The sequence below is a fragment of the Curtobacterium sp. MCLR17_042 genome (genome assembly GCF_003234695.1).
Lineage (GTDB): Bacteria > Actinomycetota > Actinomycetes > Actinomycetales > Microbacteriaceae > Curtobacterium > Curtobacterium flaccumfaciens.
Genome location: NZ_QKTD01000019.1, coordinates 19,643 through 43,493, shown reverse-complemented (window position 1 = coordinate 43,493; position 23,851 = coordinate 19,643). Strand labels below are relative to the sequence as shown.

Annotated in this window: 21 protein-coding genes; 6 read left to right on the top strand and 15 right to left on the bottom strand. The window is 71.9% G+C overall.

Features of this window, described 5'->3' with window-relative positions; translation table 11 throughout:
• Positions 1-71 precede the first annotated feature (71 nt).
• On the bottom strand, positions 72-1,526 hold the full coding sequence (locus DEJ02_RS16335; protein WP_111033809.1) for an APC family permease: 1,455 nt from the start codon (positions 1,524-1,526) through the stop codon (positions 72-74).
• A gap of 97 nt (positions 1,527-1,623) precedes the next feature.
• Here DEJ02_RS16335 and DEJ02_RS16330 point away from each other — a divergent pair, with 97 nt between their 5' ends.
• Positions 1,624-2,052: a DUF6892 domain-containing protein gene (locus tag DEJ02_RS16330; RefSeq protein WP_111023826.1), complete on the top strand. Its 429-nt coding sequence runs from the start codon at positions 1,624-1,626 to the stop codon at positions 2,050-2,052.
• Between the two features lie 38 nt (positions 2,053-2,090).
• Here the strand turns inward: DEJ02_RS16330 and DEJ02_RS16325 are convergent, their stop codons facing one another.
• The 3 genes from DEJ02_RS16325 to DEJ02_RS16315 are packed head-to-tail and all read right to left on the bottom strand — an operon-like array spanning position 2,091 to position 4,747.
• Entirely contained in the window at positions 2,091-2,702 is a 612-nt protein-coding gene (locus tag DEJ02_RS16325) for a uracil-DNA glycosylase (RefSeq protein WP_111033808.1), read from the bottom strand.
• The gene (locus DEJ02_RS16320) at positions 2,699-3,901 is read right to left on the bottom strand and encodes a glycosyltransferase (protein WP_111033807.1); all 1,203 of its coding nucleotides are present in this window, start codon (positions 3,899-3,901) and stop codon (positions 2,699-2,701) included. The genes DEJ02_RS16325 and DEJ02_RS16320 overlap by 4 nt, the downstream gene beginning before the upstream one ends.
• Positions 3,902-3,910: 9 nt before the next feature.
• Entirely contained in the window at positions 3,911-4,747 is an 837-nt protein-coding gene (locus tag DEJ02_RS16315; RefSeq protein ID WP_111033806.1) for a DUF429 domain-containing protein, read from the bottom strand.
• Positions 4,748-4,900: 153 nt separating this feature from the next.
• Between DEJ02_RS16315 and ligD the strand changes: the two genes are divergently transcribed.
• Positions 4,901-5,923, top strand: a complete 1,023-nt coding sequence (ligD, locus tag DEJ02_RS16310) for a non-homologous end-joining DNA ligase (protein WP_111033805.1) — start codon at positions 4,901-4,903, stop codon at positions 5,921-5,923.
• 53 nt (positions 5,924-5,976) lie between these two features.
• Here ligD and DEJ02_RS18565 read toward each other — a convergent pair whose 3' ends face one another.
• From DEJ02_RS18565 to DEJ02_RS16305, 3 genes are all read right to left on the bottom strand, one after another.
• Complete coding sequence (locus tag DEJ02_RS18565; RefSeq protein ID WP_155896788.1) at positions 5,977-6,120, bottom strand: hypothetical protein; 144 nt, start codon at positions 6,118-6,120, stop codon at positions 5,977-5,979.
• Positions 6,117-6,278 carry a hypothetical protein gene (locus DEJ02_RS18560; protein WP_163343780.1) on the bottom strand — a complete coding sequence of 54 codons (162 nt, stop codon included), beginning with the start codon at positions 6,276-6,278 and terminating at the stop codon, positions 6,117-6,119. The genes DEJ02_RS18565 and DEJ02_RS18560 overlap by 4 nt, the downstream gene beginning before the upstream one ends.
• Before the next feature lie 143 nt (positions 6,279-6,421).
• Positions 6,422-7,465, bottom strand: coding sequence for an ATP-dependent DNA ligase (locus DEJ02_RS16305; RefSeq protein WP_111033804.1), 1,044 nt, complete (start codon positions 7,463-7,465; stop codon positions 6,422-6,424).
• Between the two features lie 203 nt (positions 7,466-7,668).
• Here DEJ02_RS16305 and DEJ02_RS16300 point away from each other — a divergent pair, with 203 nt between their 5' ends.
• Positions 7,669-8,712: an MBL fold metallo-hydrolase gene (locus DEJ02_RS16300; protein WP_181440406.1), complete on the top strand. Its 1,044-nt coding sequence runs from the start codon at positions 7,669-7,671 to the stop codon at positions 8,710-8,712.
• Positions 8,713-8,733: 21 nt separating this feature from the next.
• On the opposite strand, the gene DEJ02_RS16295 is transcribed toward DEJ02_RS16300, so the two are convergent.
• From DEJ02_RS16295 to DEJ02_RS16280, 4 genes are all read right to left on the bottom strand, one after another.
• Positions 8,734-9,366, bottom strand: coding sequence for an FMN-dependent NADH-azoreductase (locus DEJ02_RS16295; RefSeq protein ID WP_111033803.1), 633 nt, complete (start codon positions 9,364-9,366; stop codon positions 8,734-8,736).
• 141 nt (positions 9,367-9,507) lie between these two features.
• Positions 9,508-11,103 carry a putative Ig domain-containing protein gene (locus DEJ02_RS16290; RefSeq protein ID WP_111033802.1) on the bottom strand — a complete coding sequence of 532 codons (1,596 nt, stop codon included), beginning with the start codon at positions 11,101-11,103 and terminating at the stop codon, positions 9,508-9,510.
• Positions 11,104-11,360: 257 nt separating this feature from the next.
• On the bottom strand, positions 11,361-13,202 hold the full coding sequence (locus DEJ02_RS18770; protein ID WP_111033801.1) for a hypothetical protein: 1,842 nt from the start codon (positions 13,200-13,202) through the stop codon (positions 11,361-11,363).
• Positions 13,203-13,366: 164 nt separating this feature from the next.
• Positions 13,367-14,269 carry a LysR substrate-binding domain-containing protein gene (locus tag DEJ02_RS16280; RefSeq protein WP_071405378.1) on the bottom strand — a complete coding sequence of 301 codons (903 nt, stop codon included), beginning with the start codon at positions 14,267-14,269 and terminating at the stop codon, positions 13,367-13,369.
• A gap of 105 nt (positions 14,270-14,374) precedes the next feature.
• Here DEJ02_RS16280 and DEJ02_RS16275 point away from each other — a divergent pair, with 105 nt between their 5' ends.
• Together DEJ02_RS16275 and DEJ02_RS16270 are read left to right on the top strand one after the other, a co-directional pair.
• Positions 14,375-17,857, top strand: coding sequence for a bifunctional proline dehydrogenase/L-glutamate gamma-semialdehyde dehydrogenase (locus DEJ02_RS16275; RefSeq protein ID WP_111033800.1), 3,483 nt, complete (start codon positions 14,375-14,377; stop codon positions 17,855-17,857).
• Between the two features lie 224 nt (positions 17,858-18,081).
• Positions 18,082-18,522: a VOC family protein gene (locus DEJ02_RS16270; RefSeq protein WP_111033799.1), complete on the top strand. Its 441-nt coding sequence runs from the start codon at positions 18,082-18,084 to the stop codon at positions 18,520-18,522.
• Positions 18,523-18,527: 5 nt separating this feature from the next.
• Here the strand turns inward: DEJ02_RS16270 and DEJ02_RS16265 are convergent, their stop codons facing one another.
• Together DEJ02_RS16265 and DEJ02_RS16260 are read right to left on the bottom strand one after the other, a co-directional pair.
• Complete coding sequence (locus DEJ02_RS16265; protein ID WP_111033798.1) at positions 18,528-18,971, bottom strand: thioesterase family protein; 444 nt, start codon at positions 18,969-18,971, stop codon at positions 18,528-18,530.
• Positions 18,968-19,576: a QsdR family transcriptional regulator gene (locus DEJ02_RS16260; RefSeq protein ID WP_071247243.1), complete on the bottom strand. Its 609-nt coding sequence runs from the start codon at positions 19,574-19,576 to the stop codon at positions 18,968-18,970. The genes DEJ02_RS16265 and DEJ02_RS16260 overlap by 4 nt, the downstream gene beginning before the upstream one ends.
• 59 nt (positions 19,577-19,635) lie before the next feature.
• On the opposite strand from DEJ02_RS16260, the gene DEJ02_RS16255 reads away from it, so the two are divergent.
• On the top strand, positions 19,636-20,817 hold the full coding sequence (locus tag DEJ02_RS16255) for an acyl-CoA dehydrogenase family protein (protein WP_071405382.1): 1,182 nt from the start codon (positions 19,636-19,638) through the stop codon (positions 20,815-20,817).
• A 21-nt stretch (positions 20,818-20,838) separates the two neighbouring features.
• Here DEJ02_RS16255 and DEJ02_RS16250 read toward each other — a convergent pair whose 3' ends face one another.
• Together DEJ02_RS16250 and DEJ02_RS16245 are read right to left on the bottom strand one after the other, a co-directional pair.
• Complete coding sequence (locus tag DEJ02_RS16250) at positions 20,839-22,917, bottom strand: alpha/beta fold hydrolase (protein ID WP_111033797.1); 2,079 nt, start codon at positions 22,915-22,917, stop codon at positions 20,839-20,841.
• A complete protein-coding gene (locus tag DEJ02_RS16245; protein WP_111033796.1) occupies positions 22,914-23,810 on the bottom strand; it encodes a patatin-like phospholipase family protein in 897 nt (298 codons plus the stop codon). The genes DEJ02_RS16250 and DEJ02_RS16245 overlap by 4 nt, the downstream gene beginning before the upstream one ends.
• Positions 23,811-23,851 lie beyond the last annotated feature (41 nt).

Sequence of the window (23,851 nt, the reverse complement as noted above, 5' to 3'; positions counted from 1 at the left end):
GCCTCCGGCGGACAGCGACAGCGCGGCGATCACCGCGATGACGATGGTCCAGATGACACCGGTCGCTTCCATCAGACGTCGCGGTGGTCGTGCGGCTGGCGCTGCACCTTCGTCGGCTCCGTCACGAGTCCGGTCGGGGCCTTCTCGGCCTGCTTCCGTCCGTGGGTGAACCAGGTCAGGATCCAGAGCAGCACGCCCAGGGCCAGCAGCGCGCCGGCGATCTGGTACTGCTGCGGGTCACGACCGGACGAGAACGGCAGGACGAGCCACAGGCACGTGATGATGCCGATGACCGGGATGATGACGCCCGCGCGGAAGTGCTTGTGGTCGACCTTGTCGCGGCGCAGCACGAGCACGGTCACGTTCACGACGGCGAACACCGTCAGCAGCAACAGCGAGGTGGTGCCACCGAGGACGACGACGATGGGGGAGTCCGGGTCGAGCGAGACCCACCCGATCAGCAGCAGCGAGATGAGCGTGGTGAAGACGATCGCGGTCGACGGGGTGCGACGGGCGGGGGAGATGCGGGACAGGAAGCCCGGCAGCACACCCTGCTTGCTCATGCCGTAGAGCAGGCGCGACGCCATCATCATGTTGATCAGGGCGGTGTTGGCGACGGCGAACATCGAGATGAAGGGCAGCAGGTCGGCGATCGGGAAGTCCGGCGCGGCGGTCTGCACGACGGTGACGAGCGGGGTCTCGTTGCCGGCCAGCTCACCGATCGGCACGACGGCCACGGCGCAGATCGACACGAGGACGTAGATCACGGCGGTGATGCCGAGGCCGGTGAGCATGATCTTCGGGAAGATGCGCGAGGGGTCCTTGGTCTCCTCGGCCATGTTGACCGAGTCCTCGAACCCGACCATGGCGAAGAACGCCAGCGACGTCGCGGTGCTGATCGACAGCAGCAGGGACTTGTCCTCCGGCGTCTCGAACATCACGACCCGCGAGAAGTCCGCGTTGCCGCCCGCGATCGCCCAGAACCCGATCAGGATCACCATGACGAGACCGGACAGCTCGACCAGCGTCAGCACGACGTTCGTCTTGACGCTCTCGCTCACCCCGCGGAAGTTGATGAACATCACCGCGAGCATGAAGCCCATCGCGATGAGCATCACCACGCCGTTCGGCAGCTCGATGCCGAACCCGGCGCCGAGGTTCGCCGCGAACGCCCGCGACGCCGTCGACGCCGACGTGATCCCGGAACACATCACGATGAACGTCACGATGAAGGTGACGAAGTGGATGCCGAACGCCTTGTGCACGTAGAGGGCGGCACCGGCGGTCTGCGGGTACTTCGTCACGAGTTCGAGGTACGAGAAGGCCGTCAGCAGCGCGACCGCGAACGCGATGAGGAAGGGGAGCCACGCTGCCCCGCCGACCTCGGCCGCGACCTGGCCGGTGAGCGCGTAGACACCCGTGCCGAGGATGTCGCCGACGATGAAGAGCAGCAGGAGCTTGGGACCGATGACCCGGCGGAGCTCGTGCTGCTCCTGCTGTGGGCGGTCCGTCTTGGTGGTGGCCATGCGTCACCCTTGCGCGCTGGATGCCTTTCTGTCCAGTCCCACAGGAAGGTTTCTCGCGATCGCAACACGGTCGCTCGGCGACGGATACGCTCCGGCCATGGACCAGCAGTCGAACACCACCGAGGAGCCCATCGAGTTCGCGGACTTCAACGCGAAGCTCCTGGTGCTCGACGTCCTCTGCTACGACCTCGACGTCCTGGACCCCTACGACCCGGACGCCGAGGACGAGACCGACGAGGACCTCGACGTCGACGGGCAGGACGACCGGGCGCGCGAGTACTACGACGACCTCGACCTGCTGCCGTCGCACCTGTCGCTCGTCACCGAGATCACCGTGGACTCCGACCTCGAGGTCCTGCAGGACGTCCACCCCGGCTGGGACGGCTCGGACGACCGCTTCGACCCGCAGAACTGGGACGACCTGCTCGACCTGCCGGAGCTCCGCACCGTGTACGCCGCCGCACCGCTACCCGCCCACGTCGCCGAGCGGCTCGCGACCAAGGGCATCGAGGTCCGCTCCGCCTGACCGGGACGCGACCTGGACGCACCGGGGCGGACGGACGGCTAGCGGTCCAGCGCTCGCAGCTGCTCGGTGAACTGCGTCGCGCCGCCCTGCGCCGGGTGCCGCACGGCGGTCGCCTCGATGCCGGCCAGGGCGAGCGCTCCCTGCGCCTTCCGACCGACGGCGACCACCCGGACACGGTCCACGCCGCCGAGTGCCTCCAGCAGCGCAAGCGCGACGGGTGCTCCCGAGCGGACCTCCGCGGGCCGTGGCGTCCGGTTCGTCAGCCGGTCCGGCGCCACGAAGGGGTGGTGCGGGAAGATCGCCCACGCGACGGGGAGCGCACCGCGCCAGCCCTCCAGCGCAGCGTGCACGACGCGGGACGAGGCCTCCCACGGTGCCGTCGGCTCCGGTGGCACGCCGTACTCGTGTCCGAGCTCGCGCATGCTCGTGAACGGGACACCGGTGTTCGTCATGCCGCGCCACCCCGGTGCCTCGGCCACGAGCAACGTGTCGGCCCCCGCCCCGGACTGCTCCAGGTACCGCGTGAGGTTCGCTCGGCGGAGTCGTCCCTCGGCCGATCCGACGTCGTAGAGCGCCTCGGCGTCCGACTCGACGGGCACGGCGTCGAGCGCGGCCCAGAACGCCGCGAACCGCCCGCCCGTCCCGCTCACGAGCGCCCGAGCACCCGGCGGTAGACGTCCTCGAGTCCCGCGGCCGACCGCTCCCAGCTCAGGCGCTCCGCGTGCTCCCGGCCCGCAGCGGCGAGCCCGGCGGCGTACGGCGCATCCGTCAGGATCCGCTCGATCTCGGCCGCCCACTCCTGCGGGTCACGGGACTCGAGAACGACGCCCGTCTCCCCGTCGACCACGGCCTCACGCAGGCCCCCGGCAGCCGCGGCCACGACCGGCACCCCGGAAGCGGAGCCCTCGAGCGCGACGAGCCCGTACGTCTCGGAGTGGGACGGCACGAGCACGGCTGCCGCGCCACGGAACAGGAACGCCAGGTCGGCACGCGACTGCGGCCCGATGAAGGTGACGTGGTCGGCGATGCCCCGCTCGTCGGCGAGCCGACGCAGTTCGTCCACGTAGTCGCCCGCCTCACTCGACACGTCGCCCGCGATGACCAGGGTGGGGCGGGCCTCCAGGCTGATGTCCGCGATCGCCTCGATCGCCAGGTCCAGGCCCTTGAGGGGCTGCACGCGCGCCGCTGCGACGACGTAGGGGGTGGCGGCGCGGCGCGCACCGACGGCGGCGGGGCGGAAGACGGACCCGTCGACCCCCGGCGGCACGATCCAGATGCGGGCGTCGTCGCCGCCGAGCCGGGTGCGCACGGTCGACGCTTCGGCCTCGGAGACCACGACGACGGCGTCCGACTCGCGGGCGAGCAGTTCCTCGCCGGCGATGCGGCCGGCGGACTCGGGACGTTCACCCTCGGACAGCGGCGTGGCCGGGTCGGCGGCGATCGAGTGGAACGACTGCACGTGGGGGATACCGCGCTCGCGGGCGACGGGCAGCGCGGCCGCGCCGGAGAACCAGTGGTGCGAGTGCAGGACGTCGAACGGCCCGAGCTGCTCCAGCTCGTGGCGGAACGGTTCGATGAACGCGTCGTGCTCGCCCTTCGGCACCGGCTCGGCCGGCCCCGCGGACAGGAACCGCAGGCACACGCCCGGCACGAGCGACACCGAGTCCGGCTGCGTCGGGGCGGACCGGCGCGTGATGATGTCCACGTGGTGGCCCAGGTCGGCGAGTGCCTCGGCCTGGTGCCGGACGACGACGTTCATGCCGCCGACCTCGCCCGAACCGGGTTCGTCTCCGGGGGAGGTGTGCAGCGACACCAGCCCGATGTGCAGGGGTTCGGTCGTCGTGCTCACCGCTCAACCCTAGCCGCGCGGCCCCCGCTGCGACGGGCGTGCGGGCGCCACCACGACGGGCCGGCGGCCCGCCTCGTCCGGCGGGTCGCACAGGAGGGCCGGATCACCTCCCAGGATCTGCACGCGGTCGTCGCCGTGTCGCTCCCAGAACGCCGCCGTCCACGCGCACAGCGCCCCGTCGAGCAGGTCCTCGCGGTGCTTGTGCGTCGGACCGTGCAGCACCGACGGGTCGGCGAGCCGCTGCGTCAGCGGGTGGGAGTCGAGCAGCAGCGGCGGGTCGAGCGGGGTCTCGCGCAGCCGCCGGACCAGCTCGTCGAAGGCCTCGGCGCGACGGGCACGTGCCTCGGCGGCAGGGATGCGGAGGTCGAGCCGCTTGTACCGGGGTCGTTCCACGTCGTAGCCGAGCTCCTCCACGCCGACCAGCGTCGTGTACGGGTAGCACTCGAACATCGCCGGACCGGTGCGTCCCCGCATCGAGTCCGTGTCGGAGACGTACCCGACGCCGAGCGCGGTCAGCCGGTCGAGCAGCGCTGAGCCAGCGCTCGCCGCAGACGCCTGGTTGGTCGGGTTCGCCGCGACCTTCCACCGGCCGTACCGCTGCCCGACCTGCCGTTCGGATTCGCGGATGCCCGTCGGGTTCGTCACGACGAGCGAGGCGTCCACGGCGATCAGGGAGCGTGGCCCGAGGTGCTCGGCGATCCAGTCCGTGACGGCGTCGACTCCGCGGGCCCACCCGGCGTCGGTGATCGTGCCGTCGTGGTCCATCGCCACCAGCCCGGTCTCGTTCGCGGCCTTCCGCTCGGAGCCGAGCCCCCACGCAAGGTCGATGCCGAGGTACGCGTTCACCCGCCCATCCTGCCGACCCTGCCCGCAAGACACCGGTGTCCGCGCGCTGAACACCGGCGTGCGCGTGTTCGACCAGGGAACACCGGTGTCTTGCGGGAACAAGAGCGGTCCCGGCTGCGGGCGGGCGGCCGCCACGCGTGTACGGTCCGCTGCATGGCGAGCGAAGCGACGACGGTGCGGGTGCCGGGGCCCGACGGTGACCGTGAGGTCCGGATCAGCAGCCCCTCGCGGGTGCTCTGGCCCGAGGCGGGCATCACGAAGCTCGACCTCGCGGAGTACCTCGTCACGGTGGGCGACGCCTTCGTCCGGGCGAACGGGGACCGGCCGATCTCGCTGCAGCGGTTCCCCGGCGGCGTCGACGGCGAGCAGTTCTTCTCGAAGAACCCGCCCAAGGGGGCGCCCGACTACGTCCGCTCGGTCACGGTGACCTACCCGAGTGCGCGGTCGAACCCGCAGCTCGTGATCGACGAGCCGGCCGTGGCGGTGTGGGCCGCACAGATGAACACGGTGGTGTTCCACCCGTGGGCTTCTCGTGCCGAGGACAGCGACCACCCGGACCAGCTCCGCATCGACCTCGACCCGCAGCCCGGCACCGGCTTCGGCGACACGGTGCCAGTGGCCGAGGAACTCCGGAAGGTCCTCGACGAGGTCGGTCTGACAACCTGGATCAAGACGAGCGGCAACCGCGGCCTGCACGTGTTCGCGCCGATCCGCCCCGAGCACGAGTTCCTCGAGGTCCGGCACGCGGTGATCGCTGCGGCGCGCGAGCTCGAACGCCGGATGCCCGACCGGGTCACGACGGCGTGGTGGAAGGAAGAGCGAGGACAGCGGATCTTCGTCGACTTCAACCAGGCGAACCGCGACCGCACGATGGCCGGTGCCTACAGCCCCCGAGCTCTCGCACACGCCTCGGTGTCGACGCCGATCACCTGGGAGGAACTGCGCACCGCGGACCCGACGACCTTCACGATCCGCACGGTGCCGGAGCGGCTGCGGACCACGGGCGACCCGTGGGAGTCGATGGGGGAGCAGCCGGGCAGCATCGCATCGCTGCTCGAGTGGTGGGAGCGGGACCTGGCGAACGGCGAGGGTGAGCTGCCGTTCCCGCCGGACTTCCCCAAGATGCCGGGGGAGCCGCCGCGCGTGCAGCCCTCGCGGGCGAAGAAGCCGAGCTGAGGCCCAGCGGCCCAACGGCCGAGCAACCGGACCCAGCCGAGCCGAACCGAACCTCAGGCTGCAGAGGAGACGTCCCGCTGACGGTCCGGGTCCTCGACGCGCGTGGTGTGCGTCGGCAGCCCGATGCTGGCGGTGTGCAGGCGGGTGAGCCGCGACCAGGTGCCGCGGTGCACGTCGGTGATGCCGTCGACGATCACGAGCCGAGTCCGACCGTGACGAGTGCGAGCGCCGTGGCGGTCACGCCGGCGATGGCGCTGATGACCGCGCTGAGCTGCAGGACGCGCTGGCGCCGTGCCTCTCGGACTTCTGTGAAGGGGCTCCGCCGAGGGTGGCGGACAAGCGTGCTGGTGCTCATGTCGACCGCTTTCGATCCGGGCGCCCGGACTGGACGCCTCGTGCTGCTGAGATCATCCTGGCACGGCATCGCTAGTTCGGCTAACTACTTTTCCCCGAACGTGACAGAACAGCGACAAACGGACACCGCAGCGCGTTCCGTCGTCAGGACAGCACGTCGTTCAGGTCGTACGCACTCGGCACCTCGAGCTGCTCGAACCCGCACGACGTCGCGTCACGGTCGGGCCGCCACCGCTCGAACTGCACGGTGTGCCGGAACCGGTCGCCCTCCATCTGGTCGTACCGGACCTCGAGCACCAGCTCCGGCGCCAGCCGGACGAACGACGTGTCGCGACCCGACGAGAACCGCGACCGTTCCCCGTCACCGGTGACAGGCCTCCCGTCCGCATCGCGGAGCACGACGGACTCGAGCTCGTCGATCAACGCGGCCCGGCGCTTGTCGGAGAAGGCGGAGACGCCGCCGACCTGGCGGAGCTCGCCGTCCGCGTCGTACAGGCCGACCAGCAGGGACCCGACGCCGGAGCCGCTCTTGTGCACGCGGTAGCCGATGGCGACGACGTCGGCGGTGCGGTGGTGCTTGATCTTGAGCATCGAGCGCTTGTTCGGTTCGTACGGCCGCGCTCGCGGCTTCGCGACGACGCCGTCGAGCCCGGCGCCCTCGAACGTGGTGAGCCACTCGCGCGCCTGCTCGACGTCGAGCGTGGTGCGGGTGACGAAGAGCGGATCGGTCATCGCGTCGCCGAGCTGCTCCAGGCGCTCGCGACGCTCGTCGAAGGGGCGGTCCACCAGCTCCTCGCCGTCCACCGCCAGCAGGTCGAAGGCCACGAACTGCGCCGGCGTCTCGACGCTGAGCTTGGCGATCCGCGAGGCTGCCGGATGGATGCGCTGCGACAGCGCCTCCCAGTCGAGGCGCTCGGCACCGGGCGCACCGGAACGCAGGATCACCTCGCCGTCCAGGACGACCGGGTGGTCGCGGCCGCCGAACTGCGCGCGGAACGCCTCGACGAGCTCGGGGAAGTACCGGGTGAGCGGCTTGGCGCCGCGGCTGCCGATCTCGACGTCGTCCCCGTCGATGGTCACGATGCCCCGGAAGCCGTCCCACTTCGGTTCGTACCGCAGCCCGCCCTTCGTGCTGTCCGGGTCGGGGACGGTGGCGACGGCCTTGGCGAGCATCGGTGCGATCTCCATGGGTCCTGTCTACTCGCGGGCGTCGCGGGGGCTGTCGGCGCGGCCTGCGCCGTCTGCCTGGAGGCCCGTGCTCCGCCCGGCACGTGCGTTCGGTGAGCAGAAATGGTCGGGTCCAGTGCCCGCACCCGACCATTTCTGCTCACCATGCGTCGGGAGCAGGGCCGTCGCCGGGCAGGTCGGCGCGCGTCGGTAGGGTGGCCGGCGTGACGACCGTGCCTCCGCCGGCAGCGCCGGCCCCGGAACCGATCAGCCCCGTGCAGGCCGCCGCGCTCCGCGACGGCGTCCTGCCACCCGTCGAGCAGGTCCGGCCGGGCATCTGGACCCTCGCGGTGCCGTTCCGGTTCGGGGTGCCCGACGCCACCCTGGTCTACGTCGTCGAGGGGTCGGACGGCTCGCTCGCGGTGATCGACCCCGGGTGGTCGGCCGACGGTGGGCTCGCCGAGCTGCGGGACGGGCTCGCTGCGATCGGTCGGAACCTGGACGACGTGTCGCTCGTGGCCGTGACGCACCTGCACGCCGACCACCTGGGTGCCGCGGCGGCCGTCCGCCGGGCGACGGGTGCACGTGTGGCGATGCACGGCCTCGAGGTCAGCGCGCTCGAACGGGAACGCGCCGACGCCGAGCGGAACGACGCCGACATCGCGACGTGGGGGCTGCCGGAACACCTCCGGGCCGGGGTCGTCGAGGCCTGGGGCAGCGGACGCCGGATCGGGATGGGCCGGATCGAGGCGCCGTACGCCGACGTGCTGCTCGAGGACGGCGACCTGCTGCCGATCCCCGGTCGGACGATCCGCACGCTGTGGACTCCGGGGCACACGAGCGGGCACGTGTGCTTCCTCGACGAGGCCGACGGCCTGCTGTTCTCCGGCGACCACGTGCTGCCGCGGATCAACTCAGGCGTCGGACTCGGCGGACGGACCGGCACGAACCCGCTCGGCGACTACCTGGCGTCGCTCGCGCGGCTCGACCCGTACGCCGACCTCGAGGTCTGCCCGGGGCACGAGTACCGGTTCCGCGACGTCGTCACCCGCGCGCAGACGCTGGCCCGGCACCGGGAGGAACGCTCCCGACACGTCGCCGCGGCCCTCGACGCGCTGGACCGTCCGACGTTGTTCGAGGTCGCCGCCCGGGTGCCCTTCAGCGGCGGGATCGAGTCGATGACCGGGTTCCTGCTCGCGAGCGCGCTGACGCAGACGGCCTTCCACGCGGAGCTGCTCGGGCGGGCCGACGAGGTGCGGCCCGCCTGACGAACGCCGCGGCCGCCGGGGTCAGCCGAGCGTCGTCGCCAGGCGCTCGATCGTCGTCTTCGCGTCGGCGAACTCCGCGGCAGCGTGCTCGGCCAGCGGTGCGAGGTCCGGCAGTCGGTCGGCCAGGGTCGCGCTGACGGTGATCGGGTACAGCTTCATGCCGAGCGCGGTGCCGAGCACGATGTGCAGGACGGGGGAGCCGTGGTCCCAACCCTCGGTCGGGGTGCCGGCGTCGTAGGTGGCGCCGCGGCTCACCACGGTCACGACGGGGCGTCCGGCCAGGGGCTGCACGCCGCCGGTCAGGACGCCGGGCACGTGGATGCGGTCGATCCAGACCTTCAGGGTCGACGGCACGGTGTAGTTGTACAGCGGCGCACCCACCACGACGACGTCGGCGGCCAGGAGCTCGTCGATGATCTCTTGACGGAGGGCCTCGGCCTCGGGCGCGACGGTCTCCTCGGCGGTGCGGTCGGCGGCGGCCCAGTGCAGCGCCGAGCTCTCCAGGTGGGGGAGCTGGTCGACGTGCAGGTCCCGCCGGACGACCGTGTACTCCGGGCCGCGGGCGCGCCAGGCGTCGGCGAAGGCCGCGGTCAGTGCGCGCGAGCGGGAGTGGGACAGGTCGGCCGAGGAGTCGATGTGCAGCAGCGTGGGCATGTCGCCAACGCTACCGGCGCGGACCCGGCCGGGCGCGGATGCGAAACGGCCCCGCCTGCTCCGGTGGAGGAGCAGGCGGGGCCGTCACGGGCCTCCCGTCCACCGCGCGGGCACGCGACGGACGGGAGACGTCTCGGGGTGTCAGCGCTGGGCGCGACGACGACGCGCGAAGCGGGCGCCGATGAGGCCGGCACCGGCGACGAGCAGGCCCAGGGCCCACGGCAGCGCGTCGGTGGTGTCCGAACCGGTGTAGGCGAGCTGGCCGCCGGTGTTGACCGGGGCGACCGGGGCCGCTGCTGCCGGCGGAGCCGGGACGGGCGCGACGATGCCGGTGACGGTGGGCTGGACCTCGACGGCGAAGGACGTGCTGAACGAGCCGAACGCGACGGACAGGTTGTGCACCGAGGCGTGCGGGAAGGTGACGCCGACGACGCCGAAGTCACCGAGCTCGGGGTCCGGAGCGATCACGTCGCTGGCGATGTCCGACGTGACGGTCGGCAGCACCACCTCGTCCTCGTCGGCCAGGACGTCGTTGCCGAACCGGTCGACGAGCCCGCCCTGGACGACGAGCGTGCCGCCCTGCTTGACCGTCGGACGGCCACCCTCGGTGAGCTCGACCGAGAAGGAGTCGTCGGTGGACTCGGAGTCGACCGTGTAGACCGAGCCGTCGGGCGCGATGATCCACGTGCGCTGCTTGTCAGCGGTCAGCTGTGCGCGGTCGATCGTGTAGACCTGCACCCCGAGCGGTGCGCCGGCCTCGACGTTCAGCGAAACGTACTGGGTGACCGACTCGGTGCCGCTCGTCGCGGTGACAGCGAAGGTGTACTCCCACGCGTCGGTGGCGACGCCGCTGAGTTCACCGGTCGAGGCGTCGAAGGAGACGCCGTAGGGCAGCTGCTCGTCGGGCTCGGGGATGTACTCGTCGCCGTTCTCGTCGAAGTACGTGGTGTCCTCGAGCTCCTCGTCGTCAAACCAGGTGAGGCTGTACTTCGGCTCCGGGAAGCCCTGCGCACGGAAGGTGTGCGAGAAGGCGTCACCGGCGGCGGTGCTCAGCTCGAGCGGGCTGTCCTGCGTGGCACCGGCCTTGGTGGGCTGGCCGTCCTCACCGAGGAACGCCGGGGTCTGCGTCACGGCGGCGGTGGCCTCGGACTCGACCGTGGAGGTCTCGGTCGCGCCGGGCAGCGTGCCCGTCACGGCGACCGTGATCGTCTTGCGGACGTCGGTCGGGTCGACGACGTAGCTCGCGGCCTTCGACAGGACGTTGCCGTCCTGGTCGGTCCAGGAGTACTTGTACCCCGCCTCGTCGTCGAAGCCGGTGACGACGGCGACGAGTCGGGTGCCGACCTTGGCCGTGCCCTCGATGGTGACGGTGGCGTCGGCGGCCTTGGCCGTGACGTCCGGCTTCGGGGTCTCGGTCGGCTTCGGAGCCTCGGTGGCGGCCGGCGCGGTGGTCTCCGGCGCGGCGGGCTCGGTGGCCTCGGGGGTGGGCGCCGGGGCTTCCTCGGCCGGAGCCGGGGTCTCGGGCGCGGTCTCGACGGGCGGGTCCGTCGGCGTGGGTGTCTCGTCGGAGACGACCGGAGCGGGCGTCTCGGCGGCCACGATCGGCTGCGTGGTGTCGAGCGTCTCGGCGTTGGCGGCCGTCGCGGTCATGATGCCGAGGCCGGTGGTCAGGCCGACCAAGGCGACGGTGGTGCCGACGGCGCAGGCGCGACGGACAGTGGAGGTGCTGCGGTGCACGGGATCCCCCAGGGATTCGGTCCGGGCTCATCGCCCAGATCATGTGAATTTGCCGAGAATGTCGGCGTTCTCGGATCGTAGCGGGATGAGGTTGCCGGGCTGTGACGATTCACCGGAATGTGACCCGGGTTGGGGGTGCGTGCGGGAAACCGCCGGACCCCCGCACGCGCGGCGCGCCCTGGGGGGGGGGGCGGCAGGACGGACGGGAGGCGCGGTGCGGGCCCGCACCGCGCCTCCCGTCCGTCCGGGGCCGCGTCTCAGGCGCGACGGCGACGCAGACGGTGGATCAGCAGACCGCCGCCGGCGGCGAGCAGGCCCAGCGCCCACGCGAGCGGCCCGGAGGCGTCAGCGCCCGTGTAGGCGAGGTGCCCACCGCCGCCGGCCGTCGGGGTCGTGTCGCCGACGGTCGCGACCGACGGCCGCACGTCCACGTCGAACGTGGTCGAGACGTCACCGAGGGCGACCGTGATGGTGTGCGGCGAGGCGTGCGGGAACCCGACGCGGGGCGCCCACTCGCCGTACGGCAGCGTCACTTCGTCGCTGGCCACGCTGCTCGTCACGACGGGCTGCGCGCCGTCGGACTCCTTCGTGCTGTTCCCGAACGCGTCGAGGGCCGTCACCCGGACGACCATCGTCGCGCCCTGGGCCACCGGGACGGCGTCGACCGGGATCGACTTCGGGCTCTCCGCGAAGATCTCGCGCAGGCCCTCGGCGTCACGGAGCCACCCCTTCGGGGAACCGATCGTGCCGACGAGCAGGCTGAGTTCCTCCGTCGCGGCGGGACGGATGGACAGGTGGACGTACTGGGTGGCAGCGCGGGACCCGTTCATGGCCATGACCTGGAAGTCGTACTCGCCGGCCACCGTCGGGGCGCCGCTCAGGACCCCGCTCGTGTCACCGACGGCGAGGCCGAGCGGTGCGATCGGGTGTTCGTTGCCCGGGACGGGGAACGCCGTCGGGCCGGTCAGCAGGACGTAGTGCAGCTCCGTCGACGACCCCGTCGCGGTGAAGGTGCGCTCGATCTGCTCGCCCGCGGTGGTCTCGATGCGGATGGGTGACTCGGGGGTCGAGGGGTCGGTGAACGTGATGGTGTCCGGGGCGGAGGGCTCGTCGGTGTCCTCGGCGCCGACCACGACCTCGAACGACGTGGAGACACCCCCTTCGGAGACGGTCACGGTCCGGGTGCCGGTGCCGCCGAAGGTCACGGTGTTCGAGGAGTCCCCGTCGTTCCACACCGCCGAGTCGGAGTCGTCCGTGCTCGTGACCGTCGACCGGGGGTAGTCCGGACCCGGCGTGGTCCGGTTGCCGTACGCGTCGACTGCGAGCCCGGCGAGCGTGAGGGGGGTGCCCTCGGCGACGGGGATGCTCGGCACGATGCGGACCCGGCCCTGACCGGCTGCCTGTTCCCAGATCGTGCCGTCGGTCTCGACCTGCCACAGCCCGTTGTAGTCGGGGGTGGCGACGCCGAACGTCACGCCCACGGGGTCACCGGGAGCGACCGTCAGCTCGACGTACTGGGTGATCTCGGTCGAGCCGCTCAGGGCGACGACCTGGAACCGGAAGGTCCCTGCCTCCTTCGGGTCGCCGCTCAGGACGCCGGTGTCGACGTTGACCCAGTAGTCGGAGGACGGGGCGTCCTGGATGGCGTAGCCGACGGTGCCGTCGCCGCCGGTGGTCTCGAAGGTGCGAGTGAAGGGCGTGCCGCTGGTGGCGGTGAGCTCGATCGGGTCCTCGGCGGTGGACGGTTCCGTGAAGGCGAGGTCGCTGCCGTCGTCGGCCGCGGGTGCCGCAGGTGTCGCCGGTGCGGCGGGTGCCGTGGGCTCTGGTGCCGGCGTTTCCGGGACCGCAGTCGGCGTCGGGCCGGTGGACGGGCCTCCCGGCTGCTCGTCGGTGTCGACCGTCGTGACGGGCGCGGCGGGCTGGGCCGGCGTACCGGGCTCGGCCGGCGTACCGGGTGTCGCCGTGCTCGTGGCGGTCGTGGGCTCGGCCGCGACGGCGGTCGCGGCGCCGATGCCGAACGCCGACGACGCGGTGACGATGGCGACCGCTGCGCCGATGGCAGCGACCCGTCGTGTGGTGGAGGTGCAGGGCTGGTTCATGGGATCCCCCTCGGATGCCGGTCTGGGCACCGGGAGGTGCCCTCATCCAGGAGATGTCTGCGTCGACGAGATCCTGACGGATGCACAGGTCTCGATCCGGTCACGGCGCCGTCTCGCGTGCGCGCTGGCTGGCGTGCGCGTCGGCTGGCGTTCGCGCCGGCGGATCAGTCGCCGACAGCCGCCGCCGCGCGCTCGAGCGCGTCACGGAGTGCGCGGACCGCCGGGGACGACGACCCCGCGGACCGCACCACGGTGAAGATCGTGCGTCGTGGCCCCTCCGGCAGCTCGAGCAGCCGACAGGTCGTCGTCCGACCGGTCCACATCAGGTCCGGCATCAGGCTCACCGCGTTCCCCGACTCGACCAGGCGGATCTGCGTCTGCAGGTCCGCGGTCTCGTACCGGACGTCGGGCTCGAAGCCCCAGCGCCGACAGACCTGCTCGGCGAAGTGCCGCGACGCGGTGCCGCGGGGTTCCATCACCCAGGGCATGGTGCGGGCGTCCTCGAGCGACGACACCGGGCGCAGGGCCGTGTCGAGCGGGGGCAGGGCGAGCCGGACGGCGTCGGTCGTCAGGTCGGAGCGGTCGAGCCCGGGCAGGTGCGGAGCGGCGTGGGCCGGGTACTGCTCCGCGATGACCATGTCGAAGTCACGAGCCCACGTCTCGTTCAGTGCGGTCTCCGGTTCCCGCTGGACCATCTCGACCCGGACGTCGGGGTGTTCCGTGGCCATCTCGTGCAGGGCGCTCGGCATCAGGGCGAGAGCCGCGGACTGGAACACGGCGACCCGGACGCGGCCCTGCACGGACGACAGGGTCTCCTCGACCTGTGACTGCGCGTGCTCGAGGACGTCGAGCACCTGGCCCGCCGCAGCGACCAGTACCTCGGCCTGCGGGGTGAGCTGGAGCCGACGCCCGGCCTTGCGGAGGAGCTGCACGCCGGCCTCCCGCTCCAGGGCGCTCAGCTGCTGCGAGACCGCCGACGGAGTGAAGTTCACGGCCTCGGCGACGGCCGCGATCGTGCCGCGGATGGACAGCTCACGGAGGAGCACGAGACGGCGGACGTCGAGCATGGTCCGACGCTAGCCGGATCAGGAACAGAACGGTAGCGGAACTGAACGGTATCCATCAGGAACGCTCACTTCCGCTACCGCATCCCCGACCTCCACACTGAACCCATGACGACGCTGCACGAGGACTCCGCCATCGACCACGACGCCCTGGCGGACCAGTCCGTCGCGCTCGTCCGACAGTGGCTCGCCGAGGCCGAGTCCTACCCGGTCGACGGCTCGGCGAAGCAGCTCGCCGGCGTGCTCGCCGACCCCGCCGGACTCGACTTCGCCGTCGGGTTCGTCGACGGGGTCGTGCGACCGGAAGACCTCGCCGTCGCCGCACGCAAGCTCCGCCAGATCGCCCCGGACGCCCCCGGGTTCCTGCCCGCCGCGCTCCGCGGACTCGTCCGGCTCGGCGGCGGCATGGCCCCGGTGCTGCCGAACGTCGTCGTCCCCATCGCTCGACGGGTCCTCCGGAACATGGTCGGCCACCTGATCGTCGACGCCACCGACTCCAAGCTCGGCCCGGCCATCGCCGGCATCAAGCGCGAAGGCGTCCGCCTCAACGTCAACCTGCTCGGCGAGGCCGTCCTGGGGGAGCGCGAAGCCGCCCGCCGACTCGAGGGCACGCACAAGCTCCTGGCCCGCGACGACGTCGACTACGTCTCCATCAAGGTGTCCTCGACGGTGCACCCGCACTCGCCGTGGGCGTTCGGCCACGCGGTGGACGACATCGTCGAGCAGCTCCGACCGCTCTTCCAGCGTGCCGCAGCCGCCACCCCGGCCAAGTTCATCAACCTCGACATGGAGGAGTACAAGGACCTCGACCTCACCATCGCGGTCTTCACGAAGCTCCTCGACGAGCCCGAGTTCCTCGGCCTCGAAGCCGGCATCGTGCTGCAGGCGTACCTGCCCGACGCGCTCGCCGCGATGCAGGAGCTGCAGGAGTGGTCCGCCGCCCGCCGCGCTCGTGGTGGTGCCGGCATCAAGGTCCGTCTGGTGAAGGGCGCGAACCTGCCGATGGAGCAGGTCGAGGCCTCGGTCCACGGTTGGCCGCTCGCCACCTGGCACACCAAGCAGGACTCGGACACCAACTACAAGCGCGTGCTCGACTGGGCGCTCACCCCGTCGCGCGTCGAGAACGTCCGCGTCGGTGTCGCCGGGCACAACCTGTTCGACGTCGCGCACGCCTGGTTGCTCGCCGGTGAGCGCGGCGTGCGGGACGGCATCGAGTTCGAGATGCTGCTCGGCATGGCGCAGGGGCAGGCGTCGGCCGTGAAGAACACCGTCGGTTCGCTCCTGCTCTACACACCGGTCGTGCACCCGGGCGAGTTCGACGTCGCGATCGCCTACCTGATCCGTCGCCTCGAAGAGGGCGCGTCGCAGGACAACTTCATGTCCGCGGTCTTCTCGCTGGTGTCCTCGCCGCCGCTGTTCGCCCGTGAAGAGGAGCGCTTCCGCGCGTCCCTGGTGCCGCTCGCGACACCCGAGGGTCTCGAAGCGCCGGCCTCCCACCGGGTCGCCGACCGGTACGCCGCCGTCGGCCGCCCCGGCCCCGGCCACTTCGAGAACACCCCGGACAGCGACCCCTCGGTCGGCGCCGTCCGCGCCTGGGGCGACGCCATCACCGCACGGGTCGCCTCGTCGACGCTCGGCGTCCGCGCCGTCCAGGAGGCCCGGGTCGACTCCGCCACGGCGCTCGACACCGCGCTCAGCCGCGCCAAGGCCGCCGGTGCGGTCTGGGGTACCTGGTCCGGTGGTGCGCGTGGTGCCGTGCTGCACGCCGTCGGCGACGCACTCGAGGCGAACCGCGCCGCCCTCATCGAGGTCATGGCGTCGGAGACCGGCAAGACCATCGACCAGGCCGACCCCGAGGTGTCCGAGGCGATCGACTTCGCGCACTTCTACGGCACCCTGGCGTCCTCGCTCGACGACGTCGACGGTGCGACCTTCACGCCCGCGGCGCTGACCCTGGTCGCGCCGCCGTGGAACTTCCCCGTCGCGATCCCCGCCGGATCGACCCTCGCCGCGCTGGCGGCCGGGTCCGCCGTCGTGCTGAAGCCCGCGCCGCCCGCCGAGCGCTCCGGCGCCGTGCTCGCCTCGATCATCGAGACCGCGCTCGACGCCCACGGGGCCCCGGCCGACGTGCTCGCGTTCCTGCAGGTGTCCGAGAGCGACCTCGGACAGCAGCTCATCGCGTCGCCGATGGTCGACCAGGTCATCCTCACCGGTGCGTACGAGACGGCCGAGCTCTTCCGCTCGTTCCGTCCCGACCTGCCGCTGCTCGCCGAGACCTCGGGCAAGAACGCCGTGATCGTCACGCCGTCGTCCGACCTCGACCTCGCCGTGAAGGACGTCGTCGCGTCGGCGTTCGGGCACGCCGGCCAGAAGTGCTCGGCCGCGTCCCTCGTCGTCATGGTGGGCTCGGTCGCGAAGTCGAAGCGCTTCCGCAACCAGCTGCTCGACGCGGTGGCCTCGCTCACGGTGGGGTACCCGACCGACGCCGCGACGCAGATGGGCCCCGTCATCGAGCCGGCCTCGGGCAAGCTGCTCGACGGCCTCACGAAGCTCGGCGCGGGGGAGTCCTGGGCCGTCGAGCCGAAGCAGCTCGACGAGACCGGCAAGCTCTGGAGCCCGGGTGTCCGACAGGGCGTCCGCCGTGGCTCGGAGTTCCACCGCACCGAGTACTTCGGCCCGATCCTCGGCATGATGACCGCGGACTCGCTCGACGAGGCGATCGACATCGTGAACGAGGTCGACTACGGCCTGACCTCGGGCCTGCACTCGCTCGACCCGGTCGAGATCGGCACGTGGCTGTCGCGGATCCAGGCGGGCAACCTCTACGTCAACCGCGGCATCACGGGCGCCATCGTCCGCCGCCAGCCGTTCGGCGGGTGGAAGAAGTCGGCCGTCGGCGCCGGCACGAAGGCCGGTGGGCTGAACTACCTGCTCGGGCTCGGGTCGTGGACGCCGGCACCGGCGTCCGGTGCGTCCGGTGTCGCCGTGTCGGGTCCGGTCTCGGCGTTCGCCCGGGCTGCCGAGGTCGCTTCGCCGATGCTCGACCGCGCGCTGGCGTCCGACGAGCAGGCCTGGTCGACGCTGTTCGGCACCGCGACCGACGTCTCGGCGCTCTCCGCTGAGCGGAACATCGCCCGGTACCTGCCGTTCCCGTCGGTGCAGGTGCGGCTGGCCGCGGTCGCCGAATCGGACGCAGACACTGACGCTTCGGTGGTCGAGCTCGTCCGCGTCGTCGCCGCTGCGCTCCGTGCCGGCACGACGATCGAGGTCTCCACGGCCGCGACGCTGCCGTCGTCCGTCGCCGCGGCGATCCGTTCGCTGCCGATCGTCCGCTCGCTGTCGCAGACAGTGTCCGACGAGGCCTTCGCGAGCTCGGTCGCCTCGGGGCCCTCGACCCGGGTGCGGCTCATCGGCGGCGACACCTCGGCGCTGTACTCGGCCGTCGGTGGTCGTCCGGACGTCGCGGTGTACGGCGGCCCGGTGACCGAGGCCGGGCGGCTCGAGATCCTGCCGTTCGTCCGCGAGCAGGCGGTGTCGATCACGGCGCACCGCTTCGGCACGCCGAACCACCTGACCGACGACCTGATCTGACCCCGGACTGCGGCGCTGGCGTTCGGGTCCAGCGCCGCTTGCACGACCGAAGTGCCCCCGAACCGCGCGATCGCGTGGTTCGGGGGCACTTCGGTTGTGTGGCGTGCGGAACGTCGTCCACGGGGCTGTCCGGTCGCCGCACGCCCTCGGGCGCCTCGGAGGGACCGAGCGTTGCCTGGGGTGCGCGTCGCAACCACGGCGCGCAACCCCTGAGGAGCTCCACCATGACCGAGCCGTTCGCGCGCCCGACCGCCCTGGCCCACGTCCGTGTCACCGTGACCGACATCCACCGGAGCAAGGCCTTCTACCAGCTGCTGCTCGGCACGGATCCGGCGATCGACTTCAGCGACCAGGTCGACGAGCCGGGTGTCCGCGAGGACCGCGAGCGTTTCTACGGCGGATCGGTGTTCCGGCTCGGTGACCAGGTGTTCGGACTCCGTCCGGTCGCTCCCTCGGGGCAGACGTTCGATCCGGACAGCGTCGGCCTCGACCATGTGAGCTTCGTCGTGGGTTCGGTCGACGAGCTGCACGAGGCGGCCGCCCGACTCGACGCCGCGGGTGTCGAGCACGGCGAGGTCACCGACCTCGGCGACGCCGGCATGGTGATCCTGTCCGTGCAGGACCCCGACGACATCAACCTCGAGCTGGCTGCTCTGAAGGGCTGAGGTCGTCAGTCAGCGACGGCGGGCTGCTGCGCGACCATCGAGCCGGTCACGAGCTCGCGGAGCTCGGCGGGCAGCGGGATCGGTCGGCGGGCGCCCTCGCGGTCGATGATGACGTGCACGAACTCACCGGTGGCGAGCAGGGCGCCGTCGGACTGCCGGAACAGGCCGAACTCCCACGACAGGCTCGTGGTGCCGAGGTGCTTCGAGCGCATCCCGACCTCGATGACGTCCGGCCAGACGGCGGACTCGACGAACCGGCAGCTCGACGACACCAGCACGGCGATCCACTCCGACGAGAACGGGTCGAGCCCGGCGACCTCGCGGAACCAGTACGTCGACGCGTTGTCCATCGCCGAGTAGTAGATCGTGTTGTTGACGTGCCCGAACATGTCGTTGTCGTTCCACCTGGTGGGGTACGAGCGGCGGAACGGGTACTCGTCGATGGTCATCGGTCTCCGATCGGTGGTGCGGGTGTGGCGTGCACCGCGTCGGGCCGCAGGACGTACTCGAACGCCGCACGTGCCCGGTCGGGATCAGGGGTCTCACCGGAGATGAACTCGGCGTAGGTGAACGACTCGGAGATCCGGACGAGCAGCCGTGCGAGCTCCTCAGCCGACAACGGTGCCGGATCGAACGTACCGGACGACTCCTGCTGCTCGATGAGTGCGGTGACCCGGGCGACGAACCGGCTCTGCACGTCGCTGTCCGAGGTGGTGAGCAGACGCATCGCCCGAGCGGGTTCGCGCGTCAGGAACGCCCGGAAGTACGGGGCGTCGATCAGGTCGGCGGTGAACCGGTCGAGCACGACGACGAGCCGGGCTGCTCCGGTCGCCCCGATCTCGTCGGCGGCGTGGGTGGCTCCGTCGAGGGTCGGGACTGCGAGGGACCACAGGATCTCGGACAGCAACCGGTCACGGTTGCCGACCCACCGGAACAGCGACGTGCGGTCGACGCCGAGTGCGGCAGCCAACGCCCCCATGTCGATCCGTGAGCCGGCGATGAAGGTGTGACGGGCCTCCCGGAAGGCGCGCAGCGCAGAGTCCGATGTGTACACGCGATCCTCTCTTGCAACGTTTTCGAGAATGATGCATCGTGGTTCCCATGTCAACGACGATGCCCGCGACGCCCCTGCTCGAATCGGACTTCTACGGCTTCCAGCAACAGCTCACCGAGCAGGAGCGCGCATCGCTCGGGCAGCTCCGGCAGTACCTCGAGCGCGAGGTCGCGCCCATCGCCGACGCGTACTGGGCGCGCGCCGAGTTCCCGATGCAGGTCATCGCGCCCCTCGCCGAGCTCGGCATGTACGGGCCGGGCGTCCCGCTCGTGCGGCAGTTCGAGAACTCGGCGGTGTACCGCGGCTGGGCGGCCCTCGAACTCGGACGCGTGGACGCGAGCGTCGCCACCTTCATCGGCGTGCAGTCCGGCCTGGCGATGAACTCGATCGCGGTCGCCGGCAGCGACGAACAGCAGCGCGAGTGGCTCCCGCGGATGGCCGCGGGTGAGATCGTCGGGGCGTTCGGGCTCACCGAGCCGTACTCCGGCAGCGACTCCGCGAAGGGCCTGCGCACCACCGCCCGGCGCGAGGGCGACGAGTGGGTGCTCGACGGCGAGAAGCGCTGGATCGGCAACGCCACCTTCGCCGACGTCGTCGTGATCTGGGCGAAGGACGTCGCCGACGGTCAGGTCAAGGGGTTCCTCGTCACCACCGACACCGCGGGCTTCACCGCGACCAAGATCGAGGACAAGATCGCCCTGCGCGGGGTGCAGAACGCCGACATCGTCATGCAGGACGTCCGGGTGCCCGAGTCGCGTCGGCTGCAGAACGCCACGTCGTTCCGCTCGACCGCCGAGGTGCTCCGACTGACCCGCACCGAGGTCGCCTGGCAGGCCGTCGGCATCGCGGTCGGGGCGTACGAGGCCGCGCTGGCCTACGCCCGTGAGCGGATCCAGTTCGGCAAGCCGATCGCTGCGCACCAGCTCGTGCAGGACCTGCTCGTCAAGTCGCTGTCGAACATCACGGCCTCGATCGCACTGTGCACGCAGGCCTCGGCCATGCAGGACGCCGGGGTCGGCGGCGACGAGCACTCGGCGATGGCGAAGGCGTTCGCCACCGCGAAGATGCGGGAGACCGTCGCCTGGTGCCGCGAGGTGCAGGGCGGCAACGGCATCGTGCTCGACAAGGGCGTGGCCCGGTTCTTCGCCGACGCCGAGGCGATCTACTCGTACGAGGGCACGCGCGAGGTCAACACCCTGATCGTCGGACGGGCGATCACCGGGCAGGCCGCGTTCGTCTAGCGGCCAGCCCGGCCCGCCGCGCTACCCGAGCAGCGCCGGCCGCTCCCACTCCTGGTCGAGCACGTGCTGCCCGAGGAACGCGAACACCGTCTCGTACCAGACCACCGCGTGCTGCGGAGCGAGCACCCAGTGGTTCTCGTCCGGGAAGTACAGGAACCGGTGCGGCATCGAGCCGTCCGGTGCCGCGTGGTGCTCCGCGAGCTCGGACCAGAGCCGCAGCCCCTCGCCGATCGGCACCCGGTAGTCCTTGTCGCCGTGGATGACGAGCATCGGTGACGTGATGTCACCCACGAACCGGTGCGGGTCGTTCGCCGCGATCCCGTCGGCGTCGAAGATCGACGACCAGTACTGCGACGAGTCCGTCGTGCCGTTGAACTGGTCGAGCGCCCACAGGCTCGCGTGGGTGACGATCGCGCGGAACCGGTCGGTGTGCCCGGCGACCCAGTTCGCCATGTACCCGCCGAACGACCCACCCATCGCGGCGGTGCGGGTCGCGTCGATGTCCGCCCGCGCCTCGACCACGTCGGTGATTGCCATCAGATCGGTGTACGGCGCCTGCCCCCAGGCGTTCCAGCCGCGGTTCACGAAGTCGAGTCCGTAACCGGTGGACAGCGCGGGGTCCGGCAGGAGCACGGCGTAGCCCCGGGCTGCGAGCAGCATCGGGTTCCAGCGCCAGGACCACTGGTTCCACGAGTTGAGCGGTCCGCCGTGGATCCACAGGACGAGCGGGTGCGGCCCCTCACCGTCGGGCACGACGAGCCAGCCGCGCACGCGGGCGCCGTCGGCTGCGGTCGTCTCGACCTCTTCCAGGTGGGCGGGCACGTCCGGCAGGGGCGCCGGAGTCGCCAACGGGGTCACCGTGCCGTCCGCCGCGATCCGCACCGGGTGCAGCGGGGCCGCCCAGGAGGCCCGGAGCGCCACGACCACGCCCGTCGCCGCCGCCACGCGCAGGCTCGAGTACGCCCAGTCGTCGTGCGTCAGCTGCTCGACGGCTCCGCCGTCGAGGGGGATGCGGAAGACCGGCGCGCGGCCGTCCTGGTCGGCGACCGCCAGGAGCGCGCGGTCGCCGTGTTCGAACACGAGCTCGCTCGGCCAGCGGTCCCAGCCGGTCGCGACGCGGCGGGCGTCGGAGCCGTCGATGCCGGCGACCCAGACCTCCTGCTGGTTCGCGCCGGCCGGGGTGGAGCGGACGGTGCGGACCCAGGCGATCGTCCGGCCGTCGTGGCTGAGCGCCGGCATCTCGTGGTCGACGTCGACGTCGTCGAACAGCACCGTGCGGTGGCCGCTGGACAGGTCGATGGTGACGAGCGTCGAGCGGTCTCCACGGGCCTCCCGGACGCCCACGGAGGCCAGCAGGACCGAACCGTCGGGCGTGAGCGCCCCGTCGACGTGGTCGAGCGAGCGTCCGGGGGCCGGTGTGCGGTCGACGGGCTGGACGGGCTCGGCGCTGGCGCCGACGGCGTCGCTGCCGGTGTCGCTGTCGCTGTCGGCCGTGTCGAGCGTCAGCACGTGCGTCTGGGCCGGCCCGAGGTCGTGGTCCCAGTACCGGACCGGGTAGGTCTCGTGCAGGATCGCGCGGACCTGCTTGTCCTTCCGGCTCTTCCGGAGCTCCGCGTCGGCCTCGAGCACGGTCGCGGGGTCGGAGCCGGCCCCCGGCAGCAGGTCGGCGGTCAGCGCCACGACGTCCGACGAGGCCGCGGTGGCCAGGACCCCACCGACGCCGCCGGCCAGGCGGGTGAGCGGACGGGCCTCGCCACCGGTCGCGGGCAGCACCCAGAGCTGGGCTGTCTCGAGGTCGGTGGCGTCGGCGTCGGGCCGGGCGGAGACGAAGAGCAGGTCGCCGGTGCGGGTGAAGGCGATGCCGCCCTCGCCCTTGGCGGAGCGCGTGAGGCGGACCGGGCGTGCGGCGGGTGTGCCGGCGTCGTCCGTGTCCTCCGCCGGGGCTGCTGGTACCTGCCAGATCGACCGGCGGTACCCGGTGCCGTCGGGGTCGAGGGCACTGACCGTCAGGGCGACGCGGGTGCCGTCGGCGCTGATGTCGATGCCGTCGACACGGGGGAGCGCGACGTACTGGTCGACGTCGGAGAACGGGGTGCTCATGCGTGCACGCTCGCCAGGTCCTCGGCCCAGAAGGCGGCGACCTGCTCGGCGACCGCGGTGCCCTGGGCGTGGCCGGCCTCGGCTGACGGTGCCTGGGTGGCGAGCGAGAGCGAGTTCGTGCCGAAGGCCTGCTGGGAGGCACTGTCCGCCACGACGACCTCGACCGACGAACCACCGGCGCGCAGGGCCTCGACGGCGACGTCGAGCCACGGCCCGCACGGGGACGGGCCCTCGGGGCCGCAGGCGATGACGAGCACCCGCTCGTACCCGGCGGCGGCGTCGGCGTTGGTGCCCGAGCGGACGCCACCGTCGACGTACGGGCGGCCGTCGATGGTGACAGGGGTCCAGACGAAGGGCACCGAGCAGCTCGCGGCGACCGCACGGGGGAGCGGCACGCCGTCGGCCGCCGTCAGCAGGCGGAAGGTGCCGTCGGTGGCGTCGACCGCGGTGACGGCGAGCGGCTTCTCCGGCCACTCGGTGGACGGGAGCGTCTCGCCGAAGGTCGCCGTGCGCTCGTCGTCGCTCTGACCACCGACGACCTGCTGGGCGGCCTGACCGAGTCGAGCCCGGGCGTCCTGCTCGCCGGTCGCACCCTGCAGTGCTGCGCCGATGTGCTGCTGCACGGCCTCGACGTCGATGGGGGCCGGCTCTTGGTAGGTGGTCGGCGCCGGGGTGTGCTGCTGGTCGTAGGCCTGCTGGACGGCCCCGTTCCGGACGAACGCGCCGACGACGCTGCCGGCGCTGGTGCCGACGACGAGGTCGGCCGCGTCGAGGTCGACGCCGGCTTCCTGCAGGGCGACGAGGACACCGACTTCCCACGCGATGCCGGCGACACCTCCGCCACCGAGGACGAGGGCTCTGGATCCGGGAACGGGCGTGCTGACGTCGGTCATGAGTCCTGCTTACCAGCTGCGTGCGACGGGCCGGTGGAGGC